The sequence below is a fragment of the Idiomarina sp. UBA3176 genome (assembly GCF_002364295.1).
GTDB lineage: Bacteria > Pseudomonadota > Gammaproteobacteria > Enterobacterales > Alteromonadaceae > Idiomarina > Idiomarina loihiensis.
Window position 1 is genome coordinate 52185 of record NZ_DEXU01000025.1, and the last position, 14094, is coordinate 66278.

A 14094-nucleotide genomic window follows, 5' to 3' on the forward strand; every position below is an offset into this window, starting at 1 on the left:
GAACATGACTCATAAATACCCCCGAGCCGATCAGTTTATGGCCAGCACCCACCAGGTTGAGAATCAGCCACCGGCGCTGGAAAACTATAATCTTTACCTGGCTGATAAAGCACTACGAAAAGCCGTTGAGCGCGAAGGTGCCAGTTGGGCTTATTCCGATCTTATTGCCTTTGGCGAACTGGCTGGTAAGGCTGACAGTATCGAACAGGGGTTTCAGGCAAACAAATACCAGCCTGAACTGAGAACCCATGACCGTTACGGGCACCGTATCGATCTCATCGATTTTCACCCGAGCTATCACCAGCTTATGTCGACAGCCATTGAGCACGGCTTACACGCAAGCCCCTGGAGCGAGCCAAAACTAGGGGCTCATGTTGCACGGGCAGCAAAATACTATCTGCATACTCAGGTCGAAGCGTCTCATGGCTGCCCTATTACCATGACCTTTGCCTCTATACCCGCACTAAGACACCAACCCGATTTGTTCAAAGAGTGGGGACCAAAAATTACCGCCAGGCATTACGACCCCAGAAATATCCCCCATACCGAAAAAAGTGCCGTGACCATTGGTATGGCAATGACCGAAAAACAAGGTGGCTCTGATGTCCGGCTGAACAGCACTCGCGCTTACCCACTAGACAAAGAAGGTTCAGGCCAGGCGTACGAATTGGTTGGTCACAAATGGTTTGTGTCAGCACCAATGTGCGATGCTTTTCTGGTGCTTGCCCAAACAGCCAACGGATTATCCTGCTTTCTGGTGCCGCGCTGGCGCCCAGACGGTTCAAAGAACCCAATTCAGATTCAACAGCTGAAACAAAAAATGGGAAACGCAGCCAATGCCTCCAGCGAAACTGAGTTAAGAGGTGCGCTGGGCTGGATGATAGGTCAAGAAGGTAAAGGCGTTCGTACTATTATAGAAATGGTGGCAACGACCCGCTACGACTGCATGATTGGTTCCTCTTCCGGCATGCGACAAGCCGTGGTTCAGGCCATTCACCACGCCAGCCACCGCGAAGCTTTTGGCACTAAATTAAGTGAACAACCGCTAATGCAAAATTTGCTGGCGGACTTAGCCATTGAAAGCGAAGCCGCCATGACTTACATGATGCGCATAGCACGGGCAATGGATAACCAGGACGACGAGCATGAAAAACTGTTGTCCCGAATTGCCACGCCCATAGGCAAATACTGGATTTGTAAACGCACACCGAATCATGCTTATGAAGCTATGGAAGTGATTGGCGGTAGCGGTGTTATGGAGAACCACATTATGCCGAGACTGTTCCGAGAGTCGCCGGTCAACGCCATATGGGAAGGCAGCGGTAATATTCAATGTCTGGATGTTCTTAGAGCAATAGAAAAACAACCAGAAGTTCTCGATGTCTATTTTGCCGAACTGCAACGGGCACAAGGTGCAGATAAACGACTCGACCAGTTTATTATGCGGTTGAAAAGTGAGTTTACGGACAGAAATATGCTTCAGTATCGTGCACGCAGTATAACGGACAACATGGCCGTTGGGTTACAAGCCGCTTTATTAGTTCAACATGCCAGCACCGACGTTGCTGATGCTTTTTGTGCCAGCCGTTTAGCAGCAAAGACCGGACTCAACTATGGCACATTGCCCACAGGGCTTAATTGTGCTGCGATTGTCGAAAGGGCCTCGCCAGCAGACGCACAATAAGTTCGCCAAATACCGCCAGCAACAAGCCTGAAGCTAAACCAAACAAAATAGCGCCGGGGTTGAGTTTTACAGTATAAGAAAAGCTGCTGCGAACCTCGCGCTGAATGTCCTCAACTGGGGTAAAAAATGCCTGTTGATAAGCACTCCAGGCATTTTGGCTGAAACTACGATAGGCTTGTTCCAACAATTGATTACGTTGATAAATGGCACTGATGCTTTGCCCGCCTTCCTGAAATACTCTGTCGTCACTGGCCTGATAGTGAGCAATAAGTTCCTCAATACTACCATCGAAAAATTTCTCGGCTTCATCACGAAACTCGTTCAGGCTGCGCTCTGACTCAACCATATGAGCCTGCAAACTCTTACCGTACTGATCAACAAAGCCGGGCAACTGTATTCCGGCAAGTACGCCCGAAATCAGTAGAATAATTCGTAGATAGGAAGTGAAGATTGCCATGGTCTCTCCTTAAAAGCCCTTAACCACTTTAGAGCAGACCTTAAGCGACAATCAAACTTAATTACGCTTCATTACACTTAACTTGTCAGCACGACCGCGTTTTTACCTTCGCTCTTTGCCTGATACATGGCTTTGTCTGCCCGGGCCATAATGCCTTCAATAGTGTAATGCTCTGAAGGTTTATCGCATTGACAAAGGCCGATAGACAGCGTGACAGGTAACTCGGCATGCCCTATTCCACTCACTAACTGGCAACGTAAACGGTGCATCATGAGTCTGGCGTCTTCAGCGGAGATCATAGGGTGAATGGTAGCGAACTCGTCACCTCCAATACGGGCGACATAATCTGTATGCCGACTGTGTAAACGAATTAAATCGGCTATTTTTTGCAATACCAAGTCACCGAAGTGATGTCCATGTTCATCGTTTATTTCTTTAAAGTCGTCCAGATCGATAAAACTCACAGCAAAGGGAGTACCATGGGTTTCCAGCTGGTTTATCTCATCTTGTAATTGCGCGGTAAACGCGCGTCGGTTCATTATTCCGGTTAAGTGATCGGTGAGAGCCTGACGCTTCTCAAACTCCAGTTCGAGACGAATTTTATCTTCCGATTTTTTCTGCAGAGTGTAATCCCGCACTATCGCTATGCCATACAGCTGGTCTTCGATATCCAGTTGATTCAGCATAATATCGGCATAAAAAGTTGAACCATCCCGACGAATTGCGGGGAAAATCAAGCCGTTTCCCATAGAGCGCCTGCCCGGGTACTTAAAAAACTTTTCTAAATGCTGGTCATGCTTCTCACGCATACCTTCAGGTAACAGTTCATTAAGATGCAGTTCAAGCATAGATGACGAGGAATAGCGAAACATTGCCGCGGCAGCCTGGTTAACACCAACAATGAGCCCCTGAGAATTAATAACTATTGCACCGTCCGGTATAACTTCAAGGAACTCAATAAAGGTTTGTTTTACTTTCATCGTTATGTGGCTCCACTGTTCTGCCGCATTAAACTTTGCAATAACACCCTTTTGCAACGGTATTAACCCATTTAGGAGCCGCTGATTCCTCCGAAACGGAAGGTATCAGCTCTTCTACAAAGCTACTCTCAGTAGTACAAAAAGCACCATCGGCATATGGGCCAATGTAAATCAGCTCTGATGATTTATTGAACATGATAATCGCTGGAGTTGCAGGAACGAAGCGCTTTAAGGTTGGATATTGATCGATATCAACAATCAAGTTTTCCCCTTTAGATTCCGCTACCTTTCTTTTTACGCTAGCCATATGCCCGGATGAGCGCCAGTTACAAGAACAGTCCCCGGAAGTAATGTGAAAAACGCTGCCAGCAAGGGAATAACCCAGACGCGTGAGCTCAGCCTCTAGCTGCGGTTCCAGCTTTTCGTTATTGCTGAACTCCAGTAATTCACCTTTTTCATCAAACCAGACCAACCGTTGTTCCAGTAAATAACTGATACCCAGAAGCACCAGCCCAAACCAGGCCACAACAGCGATAATAAGCCAAAGGGAACGAGCCTTACCTGATTTCATAAGTGACAATGAAACGCCCTACTGCAAAATGACATTTTGCGGAAATGATGCGCCCGCTTTTTCAGCGGATCAAGAAAAACTTCAGCTTCAGGGGACTTTTCTAAATAAAGGTTTAGCCTCCTTTGTGATACAATGTCGAAAAGCCGCACATTAGCGCGGTATCTACTATCATAATTCCCGGAGCTTCATGTCCACAGAACAAACACCATCCTCATTCCAGTCACTCGGATTGAGCGACGATATTTTACGAGCCGTTACTGAATGCGGTTATACCACCCCGACACCAATTCAACAGCAAGCCATTCCAACCGTTATGGCCGGCCACGACTTATTAGCCGCCGCACAAACGGGTACCGGTAAGACAGCTGGTTTCACGCTACCTTTGCTGCACAAATTGTCGCAAACAAAGACCGACGGAAAACCTGTTATTAAGGCCTTAATCCTTACGCCAACCAGAGAGCTGGCGGCACAGGTTGAAGACAATTTGAATACCTACGCAAAATATACCGGTCTTAAGTCTCTGGTGATTTTTGGTGGAGTTGGTATTAACCCACAAATTAATGCCTTGCGTCGTGGTGTCGACATTCTTGTTGCGACACCCGGACGTTTGCTGGATCACAGTCGTCAGGGAACCGTTGATTTAAGTAAAATTGACGTACTGATTCTTGACGAAGCTGACCGCATGCTGGATATGGGTTTTATTCATGACATTAAAAAAGTCATGAAGCTCATTCCAGAAAAACGCCAGACACTGCTATTTTCTGCAACTTTCTCAAGCGAGATAAAGGCGTTAGCACAACAATTTATGCAACAACCCAAACTGGTTGAAGTTGCGCGTCAGAATGCAGCAGCAGATACTATCCAACAGCGGGTTTACCCGGTTGATAAAAAGCGTAAAAGAGAGCTAATAAGCTATTTAATAGGCAGCCGAAACTGGCGACAAGTATTGGTTTTCACCCGTACAAAACACGGCGCCAACAGACTGGCTACACAATTAAGTGATGATGGTTTACCGGCTATGGCCATTCACGGCAATAAAAGCCAGGGGGCAAGAACAAAAGCTTTATCACAATTTAAAGCGGGTAAGTTGCGGGTGTTGGTAGCAACAGATATCGCTGCACGTGGTATTGATATTGATGAATTGCCACACGTTATCAACTTTGAACTGCCTCAGGTCGCTGAAGACTATGTACACCGTATTGGCCGTACCGGTCGTGCAGGAAGTGAAGGTGAAGCGGCGTCTTTAGTCTGTGTTGATGAGCATAAATTGCTACGCGACATAGAAAAGCTGACTAAAAATGAGATACCCAAGGAAATTATTCCGGGTTTTGAACCTGACCCCAGCATAAAGCCGGAGCCAATTCAGAAGCCTCGTACAGGGCGTCCTCAAAACTCTCGTCGTGCGCCTCGCCAAAAGCGCCCGGACACACGACGTTAATTCTACCGCTGACCAGCAGGACCGGACTTTACTTTAAGAAGTCCAGTCCTCCGGTTACCGCAGCAACCTGAGCTTGAATACACTGTTCTGGCGTTGCTTTCGGGCTGTCGGGGTACACTTCTGTAGTCGTCGCATATTCTGCTTTGCTAAAGCTAATGCACAATCCCATTTTCGCCGTTGGCAATAAAATAACGCCACGCTGAGCAATATCTTCGCCTATCAGTTTATTTTCGTCGTCGGCATCGGCAATATGAGTCACCTCTTCCACCGAGTCTAACACCGCCTTCTGAAACTCAGGATAAGACTTTTCTGAATTCCCAACCAAATAGAACCCATCCGGAATATTCCAGTTCGTATTAATTTTTCCATCCATCGCCGCTTTGGCCGGACGAAACTCGCTGTTATCGGTATCCGTTGTTTCGTGTAAATCTATATGAGCCAGAATATCTACGCCTAAGCCAGCAACATAATTCATAATGTGCGCACATTCCCCGGCTGGAGAATCAGCGACAAAAGAGCGGTTAGGATCAATAGCCGCCGGATTCCAACGGTTGATGGTTTCATAGCCCCAGGGGCTTAAACATGGCGCCACCACCACATTGAAGTGTGGCTGATAATCTTTCGCTTTGGTTTCAATAAAACGCAACGCACCATGGACACCACTGGTTTCATAACCATGTACTCCGCCGGTAATTAAAACCGTTGGTTTCGAGTCATCCCAGTTTTTTGTTTTAACCACAAATAAAGGATAAGTAGCGCTGTCGTACGCAAGTTCACCGTATTGGTCTACATCGAAATCGCTTTTAAAGGTTTCAATCTTACTAACCACATCATCGAAGTAAGAGCGTTTTTGGGTTTGCTCGGCCAGCCACTGAGCCTTTTCTGTCGCTCCCCAGGGCGTGCCCGGTGTTCCAATATGGTAAATCGTTTGTTGCGTCATATTTTAATCCTATTCACTTAAAACAAGGCGACTATATTAGCAAAGTCTTAGCAGGTAACTAAGCCGCTTTAGTCGATTCTTTATCCGCAGGCTTGGACGCTTCTGCTTTTTCAGTCGGTGCTTTTTCGGTCTTAGGTTTTTTTGGCTTTTTAGCCCCTAATGCAATAAGTACATTTTCACGCTCTTTTGCTAAAAACAGAGCCATATCCTCAAGCTGTTGCTCATCAGTGAACAGTTCGCTACTTTTAATTAATGGGTTCAGGGCTTCCGCCATATCCAGAATTTTATCGTGCGCATCGGCTTCGGCTTTTGAAGTGAAGGTCATTTTCTCGGCTCCGTCGCGAATAACTACATATTGGGTTACTACAGCCATGGTATGGTCCTTTGCTGATGTGTAAATATACTGTTTATTTGTACAGTAAAGTGACATAGATTGCAATAGTTGTAGCATTCGCTAAACTGCGCACTCCGAACAGGCCTTCGTTACAACAGGAAGTAAATCCGCCCTATGCAGTTCTCTAAAATACAAGTTCTACTGGCCATTTTTGCAATGGCAATTGGAAGCTTTGCCATTGGTATTGGTGAGTTTGTCATTATGGGGCTGCTACCCGACGTAGCCGCAGACTTTAATACCGACACCCGGGAAACAGGCCACTTAATCAGTCTTTATGCGCTCGGTGTCGTTATCGGAGCTCCGCTTATTACCATTTTGTTTGCCAGACTACCGCGTAAACCCATGTTACTGGCGCTGATACTGGTATTTTCTTTGGGCAACTTCGCCAGTGCCTCAGCAGAAAGTTACACATTACTTCAGGTGTTACGCTTTTTAACGGGCCTGCCTCACGGTGCTTACTTCGGGATAGCCTGTCTGGTTGCGGCCGATATGGTTCGTAAAAATCAACGTGGTATGGCAGTAACTATGGTGATGATGGGGCTAACCGTGGCAATTCTGGTCGGAAACCCGTTAGCTACCTGGTTAGGTCAGCTTATCGACTGGCGCACCGTATACCATACCGTAGGAGCTTTAGGCTTACTGGCCTTTGTCATGATTTTCATTGTGGTACCCAAACACCCGAATGAAAAGAAAACTTCAGCCCGTGGCGAAATGCAGGCATTACAAAACCCTCAGGTCTGGCTGACACTGGCCATAGGAGCTATTGGTTTCGGCGGAATGTTTGCAGTACTAAGCTACATAGCTCCAACACTAATAAACGCCACCGGGTTGGATTCTCACTGGATACCTGTTGCTTTATTTATCTACGGACTGGGATCGTTGGCCGGTAGTTTGGTCGGCGGCTGGGCTGCCGACAGAAATCTGAAATTAACCATTGGCGGTTCTCTGTTCTGGTCAGCAATTGTACTGGCAATTTTTCCCTTAACACTACAGAGTCTCTGGACGGTGATGCCTATGGTGTTATTACTTGGCAGTTCTGCCGCGCTGGTTCCGGCTCTGCAGGTACGTTTAATGGATGTAGCCGGAGAAGCTCAGACTTTAGCAGCATCGTTAAACCATTCGGCTTTTAATGCGGCTAACGCCTTAGGTGCCTGGCTGGGCGGTCTTGCTATTATTTCCCCACTTAGCTGGCAAGGAACTGGCTGGGTTGGGTGCGCGCTGTCGCTGGCCGGCCTGCTATTATTTTGGGTTACTAAAAAACACAGCCGCAGAACACCCAACATAGTTAGTCTTTAGGCTTGCCCTCTGCATCTAACTCACTGAGCTCCTCATCGGGCTTCGCATAAGACAAACGCGCGGCCCGCTGAGTGCTATGATACCCATCAAGCCCTGAGATAGTCATTGCCCCAAGTGACTCGATATCAATGAAGCCATCGCCTTTTACCGCCTCTTCTTTAACTTCAACCCAACGAACTTCCCCAACAATTAACGCTGTGTCGTTATGTTGTATCGGAATAATTTCAACCTGCTGCATACCAATTCTGAGCGAACTTTCGGCCACATAAGGAGCATGGAAACCATCGACAAATTCCGGCGTCAGGCCACAGGCTTCGAACTCTGAAGTTTCTCTGGGATACCGCGCCGAGGTCTGATGTGCTTGACGGAAAAAACTTTCGTTAACCTGGTTTATAGTATAAACGCCACTCTCTTCAATGTTTTCCCAGGTATGCCGGGAAACCGACTGGGGGCGCATAACAAACCCTAACAGAGGCGGGTTACTCCCCAGGTGAACAACAGAACTGACTATGGCTAAATTATTTTGCTGATGCCGGTCACGGGTACCAATGACATTGGCACTTTTAAACCCGGATAAACAGTTCACAAAACGCGCTCGATCGCGGTCATTCATTTTCGCTAAATCTTGCTGTTTGTAGGTTTTCATTAAAGCTCCAGTTTATCTTTGTCGGCTATCTATACGTTTTATTTTGCAATTACGATCGTTTACAAATAACTTATTGCGAACTATTATCATTTGCGTTAGCTTGTTTAATCAAAGCCAGAATAAAGGATGCATAATGACTAACGCCTATCAAGAGTACTTTAACTCTCAGGAAAAGCTAAAAATAGCGAGCTCACTGCTCAACCAAAAAGATTATCGCGCTGCAACGACATTTCTTAGCCACGCACGCGACTCAGCAAAACAGGCCTTCAATGAACCTGTACTGGCGGGCAATGCCATCCAAAGCTTTACAACCTGTTCTATTTTGTTAATTGCGACCCATATTCGCTGCCAGCAAAAACCACAGGCGTACGAGTTTCAACAAGAAAGTGTTGAGCAACTGACGTCATGGCTTAATCAGGCTAAAACTCAGCCACTAGAAGAACTCTGTCGGTACTGCTATCAACTCTTAATTACCGGTTGTCAGCATTCTCGTTGCCTGGGGCACTGTATGCAACAATTAGAGGAATCCGGTTATGCGCATGAACAAACCTGAACGCTTGCAACTTTCAATGAGTAAAGAGCAACTTAAAAAGCTGCTGCTTGAGCAAAAGTTAGTGGCCAGTGATATTCGTTGCAGTGATTACTGCAGTCAGTGCGAGCTTAAACAGCTAATACTTGAATGCGCCAGAATAAACTGTTCCGGCTCTTTGCAGAACTTCGACGGTTAGAAGTCTTTTTTTCGAAGTGCTTTTTTCTGTCCCTGCTGCTTTTTCGTGGTTAGTCGTCTTTCTTTAGCCGAGCGGCTGGGTTTCGTCGGAATACGTTTTTTCTGAACCTGAGATGCGCTGCGAATTAAATCAATTAGTTGCTCAAGTGCCAACTCTCTATTACGTGCCTGACTGCGAGTTTCCTGAGACTTGATAATCACTTTTCCGCTTTGAGTAATGCGGTGGTCAGATTTTTTCAGCAAGCGATTTTTATAAAAATCGGGAAGTGAAGAGGCCTGAATATCAAAAATGAGTTGAGCCGCAGTTGCTACTTTATTCACGTTTTGCCCACCCGCTCCACTGGAACGGATAAACTGCCATTCAATTTCGTTATCTGCTAACTCAACTCGTTGTGAAATCTGAATCATCTTTCTCTTTATGACCGATAAAATTAAACGATTTTACCCATATCACTCAGCAGGCTGGATAAAGTTATCTATACCTTCTTCTTTCAAGGCGTCGAGGGCTTCAGCAAGTGCATCGTCTTCGTTCTCAAACGCATCTTCCCAAAGCGTTGAATTATTATTCTCATCAACAATTTCCAGAATCCAGCCGCTGTCTTCGGTACGATAAATATCTATTTCTACATTTTTACCGTCAGCACTGTATTGTTGAGTATGTTTGCTCTGAGTCACTTGCTGTTCTTCGTTCATAATAAGGTCTCTGTATACGTCCGTATGGTGGCGACAGTCTATCACTGTTCAGCTCACCCTGAGGGAGTTTTTATAGGGCTTTTAGTACATCCCGCACAAAGTCATGCTCGTTAAATCCTTGCTCACCAGCAATATCATAACCACGGCGAACCACCACTAAATTATTTGACGGAATAACAACCAGAAACTGTCCCCGGTTTCCACGGGCAGCAATAGTATCGTCAGGTAACTCAGGAAAGCGCTCGTTATAAAGCCACCACTGCGCACCGTAGCCCGGAGCATCTTCCGGTGGCTGAGCCGGTGCTGGCATACTAATATAATCCAGCCAGCCTTCCGGTAGAATTTGTTCTCCCTGCCATTGCCCTGCCTGTAAGTGCAAAACACCTAAACGAGCTAAGTCACGAGACGTCGTCCACACCTGAGAAGATAAAATGAAGTCTCCGCGCCAGTCGGTTTCGACAAAAGTATGCTGCATTCCTATCTTTTCCAGCAAAGCTTTATACGGGAATTGTAAGTACTCTTCAGTTGTATCAAAACGTTCATGCAGTGCTCTTAAAGCCAACATAGTGTCGTTATTAGCGTACTTCCAACGACTGCCGGGAGTCACTTCAAGTGCCGTTTCTGTTGCCGTGTCGCTTACAAGTCCACCGCCCATGTAAACACGGTCGGTGCGATTTCCTGCGTTATTACTGTCTAAACCCGACGCCATATGCAACAAGTTTTCCAGGGTAATGTGTCCGCGCGGATCGAGCGGATGTGACCAGTTGGAAATACCGGCAGGAGCATCCAGCTCTATTTTATTTTGCTGAATAGCCGCACCTATAACGCTGGCACCAATACTTTTTGCAACGGACCAGGTACGCTGTGCCGTCTCAGGGCTAAAACCTTCAAGATAACGCTCAGCAATAATTTCATCCGGCGTCACAATCAATACTGCCGAGGTACGCGAACCAGAGCCATATTTCTTGGTAAAGGCCTGTTTTAGTACCGACTCTAACTGAGCATTATCACTTGTCGAATTAACCTCTGCTCGTTTTCCCCAGGGGGCTCCACTGTCCTTATCCGCTGCTTTGTCCCCACGAAAAGGATCAGCAAGAAACTTAGCGTCATCAACGCTCGCTCCTACCGGTAAATCGACGCAGCCAAGTTTTGAGCGCCAAACTGAAATTCGTTCCCGACGCCCGTCATCGTAAGGTACCCTGACCCAGTTATTTTCTTTATCAACTTGTGGCTCCATACCTTTTACGCGCTCAGCAATTAAAGAATAAATTCCACTTAGTTCATGCTCCCGAACTTGCGCCATAGACTTATTAGCGTTAAATACGGCACTACAGGTAAAACCCGCAGTATAACCAGCGGCGTAGGCATTTAAGGTTGTTTCAGTTTCTTCAGCCTGAGTGTACCCAGCCGCCAGCAACATGCTGACCAGAGTTATTTTTAATGTCTTATTCATTTATCACACACCTGTTGGCTCTTTATCACAGTTCCTCAATGTACGAGCATGATGCGAAAGAAGCAAACCGCCAGAGTCATCCGAATGTTAAAAATTATGGTATATTACTGCGCATTATTTTCTAGATCAGGACATCCCTATGGCAGCCTTTGGCACCGTATTTATGCCACAAATGACGATGGCAACTTTCGAGAATTCAGACTGGAGTAAACCTGAATTAGTCTCTTCTGACGCAATACAGTTACACCCCGGAGCTCATGTTCTGCATTACGCCAGCACTTGTTTTGAAGGATTAAAGGCGTTTCGCCATGATAATGGCTCTATTAATCTATTTCGTATGAACCGCAACATTGAGCGCATGCAACAAAGCAGCCGTTTGCTTTCCTTACCGGCATTTGATGCCAACTTGCTGCAAAAAATGATTACAGATGTTGTGAAGCACTTCAGCGACGAAGTTCCGAAACCACCGGGTTCAATGTACATACGCCCTACTCACATTGGTACCGAAGCGGCTATTGGCAAAGCCGCCTCGCCAACCAGCTCATCAATGCTTTATGTGTTGTTATCGCCTGTCGGTGATTACTTTTCCGGCGGCGATAAAACCCTGCGTTTGTTGCTCGAGGAAGACGGTTCACGTTGCGCGGCTCACATGGGTATGGTTAAAAGCGGCGGCAACTACGCCAGTGCGTTACAGCCCATTCTTCAGGCACGGGAATCCGTGAATGCGGATCAAGTGTTGTTCTGCCCTAATGGCGATGTGCAGGAAACGGGAGCCGCCAACTTCTTGCTTATTGACGGCAACGAAATTATCACCAAAGCATTGGACACTAGCTTTCTGCATGGCGTAACCCGAGACTCTATTCTCACCATTGCGCGCGATATGGGAATGACAGTATCGGAACGAGAGCTTAGTGTAGATGAACTGCTGGAGCGCGCCTCAAAACCCGATAGTGAAGCGGCTTTATCCGGTACCGCTGCGGTACTTGCACCAGTTGGTACATTAATTCATAACGGAAAAGAGTTTCCTGTCGGTAACGGGAACTCAGGTGCTACCACGCTGAAATTACGTAAAGCACTGAATGATATTCAATGGGGCAAAGCGGAAGATAAACACGGTTGGCTAACTAAAATCTAACCTTTAGGCGGCAATACCACCCATTCGGGGTCTTCAAATTCGCCTAAAGGTGTTATTTCACAAAATGGGGCAGCACTGCGAATAATTTTAGCCACTTCGGAGTTATGTTGCCCTTCCATAGCGTCGCGCTTTTCTTTGCTATCCCACGACGCTATGGCTATTAACGTTTTGTCATCACCAATTTTGCGGTGTAACTCCGTACCTCGGGCTCCTTGCGCTCGCTGGATAATTTCACTGGCTTTGACCCAGGCTTCCGCATACTCCTCTGCCGTATGACCTTCTTTGATACGAACCTGAAAAATATACTTCATAGATCCTCTTTCAGCGCTATTTACGTTTATTCTCTGATTTAACCATTTTTAAGTAAAAGAAAATAGCGTAAAAAACACACATGCCAATAACAATAGCTAAGCCTGTAAAAGAAAAAAAGATGACCGGATCTTTAAAAAACTCTTGCCATAAACTCATGGTAATTCCCCTGTTTGAATTCTTGATTTCAGTTTATTCAAACTTGACAATGACGATATTGATCCCAATCAATAACAAGAATAACACTGATCTTTTTAGGGGCTTTTTAGTTTATTCCTATCGAATACCGAAAAATATTCATCTTTACAGTTTGTAAAGCAGTGTAAAAAATTTGCGTATATCCGAATTTACGTCTTTCCTTAATAGGTACATTCAATAAAAACCGAGGGTATTATGAGTAATAATCAAGCAAAAGCAGAAGACGCAGTAAACAAGTCTGCAAATAAAGCTCACGACACCATCGATAAAGTGGCGGACGCAGCTAAGCATGCCTCTGACAACCTGGGGGAAAAAGGGCAAGACCTTAAAGCAACTCAGGAAAAATGGCTTTCAACTGCAACTGATTACGTTAAAGATAACCCAATTAAATCTTTAGGTATTGCGGCCGCAAGTGGCTATTTATTAAGCAGGCTGTTCAGTGACCGCTCATAATCAAACCGATACGAACGAAACAGAAAGCCTACTTAAACAGGTTCAGGCTCTGGAAAGCGAAGTTCGAGGTGTTGTTAAAGCTCAACTTCAGCTCGCGGGTATGGAAACCCGTAGAGCTGGGGAGAGCTTTGTGCGTATGGTCGCTTTCGCTGTGCTGGCCGCTTGCTTAGCTTTTACGGCGTGGGCAGTTTTAGTTACGGCTGCTGTAATAGCGGTTGTAAATAGTAGTGTAATATCTTTAACAACAGCATTAATCATTGTTGCCGTCGTTCATCTGGCAGCGGCTTTTTATATTGTTAGATATATAAAACGACGAAGTCGCGATCTACTTTTTGCAGAAACCAGCAGCAGTCTTTAAGTGGAGAGCTTATGGCATCAAGCCTTGATTATCAAATAGCGCAAACGAAAAAAGACCTTCAGCTGCGTAAATTAGCTGTTAAGGTTCGTTCACAAAGCGTTATTTCAACAACTCATGACAAACTAGCCTCTCCCACGGCTCTTTGCGTTGCCGCAGGCGCAGGTTTTTTTATCGGAGAAATGTCGGGTAGACCGAAAAAACAAACAAAGTCTTCCGGCGAGAAAAAATCCGCCACAAATATAGTAATTAAAGTATTTAGGTTAATTGCTGGTGTACAAAGCGCCAGCAGTTTTGCAAAACATCTGTAAAGGTGACCGTAAACTCTTACAGTTACAGCTATAGTGAGTGTGGTAATGATTTTT

20 protein-coding genes are annotated in these 14094 nt (G+C 45.9%); 9 read left to right on the forward strand and 11 right to left on the reverse strand.

Features of this window, described 5'->3' with window-relative positions; translation table 11 throughout:
* Nucleotides 1-4 precede the first annotated feature (4 nt).
* Nucleotides 5-1684: an isovaleryl-CoA dehydrogenase gene (locus B2U97_RS12500; protein WP_286830553.1), complete on the forward strand. Its 1680-nt coding sequence runs from the start codon at nt 5-7 to the stop codon at nt 1682-1684.
* On the opposite strand, the gene B2U97_RS12505 is transcribed toward B2U97_RS12500, so the two are convergent.
* From B2U97_RS12505 to B2U97_RS12515, 3 genes are all read right to left on the reverse strand, one after another.
* Nucleotides 1635-2141 carry a DUF2937 family protein gene (locus B2U97_RS12505; protein ID WP_286830555.1) on the reverse strand — a complete coding sequence of 169 codons (507 nt, stop codon included), beginning with the start codon at nt 2139-2141 and terminating at the stop codon, nt 1635-1637. The two genes, B2U97_RS12500 and B2U97_RS12505, sit on opposite strands and share 50 nt — an antisense overlap.
* Nucleotides 2142-2218: 77 nt before the next feature.
* A complete protein-coding gene (locus B2U97_RS12510) occupies nt 2219-3121 on the reverse strand; it encodes a sensor domain-containing diguanylate cyclase (protein ID WP_286822672.1) in 903 nt (300 codons plus the stop codon).
* Between the two features lie 28 nt (nt 3122-3149).
* Nucleotides 3150-3692 (reverse strand): DUF6436 domain-containing protein, encoded by a 543-nt coding sequence (locus B2U97_RS12515; RefSeq protein ID WP_286822673.1) that lies wholly within the window; start codon nt 3690-3692, stop codon nt 3150-3152.
* Nucleotides 3693-3879: 187 nt separating this feature from the next.
* Between B2U97_RS12515 and B2U97_RS12520 the strand changes: the two genes are divergently transcribed.
* Entirely contained in the window at nt 3880-5130 is a 1251-nt protein-coding gene (locus tag B2U97_RS12520) for a DEAD/DEAH box helicase (RefSeq protein ID WP_286822674.1), read from the forward strand.
* Nucleotides 5131-5158: 28 nt separating this feature from the next.
* Here B2U97_RS12520 and B2U97_RS12525 read toward each other — a convergent pair whose 3' ends face one another.
* Nucleotides 5159-6070 (reverse strand): M14 family metallopeptidase, encoded by a 912-nt coding sequence (locus B2U97_RS12525; RefSeq protein ID WP_286822675.1) that lies wholly within the window; start codon nt 6068-6070, stop codon nt 5159-5161.
* A 58-nt stretch (nt 6071-6128) separates the two neighbouring features.
* Nucleotides 6129-6443, reverse strand: a complete 315-nt coding sequence (locus B2U97_RS12530) for a YebG family protein (protein ID WP_286822676.1) — start codon at nt 6441-6443, stop codon at nt 6129-6131.
* A gap of 135 nt (nt 6444-6578) precedes the next feature.
* Here B2U97_RS12530 and B2U97_RS12535 point away from each other — a divergent pair, with 135 nt between their 5' ends.
* Nucleotides 6579-7760, forward strand: a complete 1182-nt coding sequence (locus B2U97_RS12535) for an MFS transporter (protein ID WP_286822677.1) — start codon at nt 6579-6581, stop codon at nt 7758-7760.
* Here the strand turns inward: B2U97_RS12535 and B2U97_RS12540 are convergent.
* A complete protein-coding gene (locus B2U97_RS12540) occupies nt 7750-8406 on the reverse strand; it encodes a flavin reductase family protein (RefSeq protein WP_286830557.1) in 657 nt (218 codons plus the stop codon). The genes B2U97_RS12535 and B2U97_RS12540 overlap by 11 nt on opposite strands.
* Before the next feature lie 133 nt (nt 8407-8539).
* On the opposite strand from B2U97_RS12540, the gene B2U97_RS12545 reads away from it, so the two are divergent.
* A complete protein-coding gene (locus tag B2U97_RS12545; protein ID WP_286822679.1) occupies nt 8540-8959 on the forward strand; it encodes a hypothetical protein in 420 nt (139 codons plus the stop codon).
* Nucleotides 8940-9134 (forward strand): hypothetical protein, encoded by a 195-nt coding sequence (locus tag B2U97_RS12550; protein ID WP_011234794.1) that lies wholly within the window; start codon nt 8940-8942, stop codon nt 9132-9134. Before B2U97_RS12545 ends, B2U97_RS12550 begins: the two co-directional genes overlap by 20 nt.
* On the opposite strand, the gene arfB is transcribed toward B2U97_RS12550, so the two are convergent.
* From arfB to B2U97_RS12565, 3 genes are all read right to left on the reverse strand, one after another.
* Nucleotides 9131-9541 carry an alternative ribosome rescue aminoacyl-tRNA hydrolase ArfB gene (gene arfB, locus B2U97_RS12555; RefSeq protein WP_286822680.1) on the reverse strand — a complete coding sequence of 137 codons (411 nt, stop codon included), beginning with the start codon at nt 9539-9541 and terminating at the stop codon, nt 9131-9133. The genes B2U97_RS12550 and arfB overlap by 4 nt on opposite strands.
* Before the next feature lie 42 nt (nt 9542-9583).
* Nucleotides 9584-9826: a hypothetical protein gene (locus B2U97_RS12560; protein ID WP_034821363.1), complete on the reverse strand. Its 243-nt coding sequence runs from the start codon at nt 9824-9826 to the stop codon at nt 9584-9586.
* A 70-nt stretch (nt 9827-9896) separates the two neighbouring features.
* A complete protein-coding gene (locus tag B2U97_RS12565; protein ID WP_286822681.1) occupies nt 9897-11279 on the reverse strand; it encodes a serine hydrolase domain-containing protein in 1383 nt (460 codons plus the stop codon).
* Between the two features lie 139 nt (nt 11280-11418).
* Between B2U97_RS12565 and B2U97_RS12570 the strand changes: the two genes are divergently transcribed.
* A complete protein-coding gene (locus B2U97_RS12570; RefSeq protein ID WP_286822682.1) occupies nt 11419-12414 on the forward strand; it encodes a branched-chain amino acid aminotransferase in 996 nt (331 codons plus the stop codon).
* Here the strand turns inward: B2U97_RS12570 and B2U97_RS12575 are convergent.
* Both B2U97_RS12575 and B2U97_RS12580 read right to left on the reverse strand, forming a co-directional pair.
* On the reverse strand, nt 12411-12725 hold the full coding sequence (locus B2U97_RS12575) for an antibiotic biosynthesis monooxygenase family protein (protein ID WP_286822683.1): 315 nt from the start codon (nt 12723-12725) through the stop codon (nt 12411-12413). The genes B2U97_RS12570 and B2U97_RS12575 overlap by 4 nt on opposite strands.
* Nucleotides 12726-12741: 16 nt before the next feature.
* Entirely contained in the window at nt 12742-12882 is a 141-nt protein-coding gene (locus tag B2U97_RS12580) for a DUF3149 domain-containing protein (RefSeq protein WP_081423223.1), read from the reverse strand.
* 234 nt (nt 12883-13116) lie between these two features.
* On the opposite strand from B2U97_RS12580, the gene B2U97_RS12585 reads away from it, so the two are divergent.
* Genes B2U97_RS12585 through B2U97_RS12595 form a run of 3 tightly spaced genes read left to right on the forward strand, consistent with a single transcriptional unit; the run spans nt 13117 to nt 14040 of the window.
* Nucleotides 13117-13374 carry a DUF883 family protein gene (locus tag B2U97_RS12585; protein WP_286822684.1) on the forward strand — a complete coding sequence of 86 codons (258 nt, stop codon included), beginning with the start codon at nt 13117-13119 and terminating at the stop codon, nt 13372-13374.
* The gene (locus B2U97_RS12590; RefSeq protein WP_286822685.1) at nt 13361-13732 is read left to right on the forward strand and encodes a phage holin family protein; all 372 of its coding nucleotides are present in this window, start codon (nt 13361-13363) and stop codon (nt 13730-13732) included. Before B2U97_RS12585 ends, B2U97_RS12590 begins: the two co-directional genes overlap by 14 nt.
* Before the next feature lie 11 nt (nt 13733-13743).
* Complete coding sequence (locus tag B2U97_RS12595; RefSeq protein ID WP_286822687.1) at nt 13744-14040, forward strand: hypothetical protein; 297 nt, start codon at nt 13744-13746, stop codon at nt 14038-14040.
* Nucleotides 14041-14094: the final 54 nt, after the last annotated feature.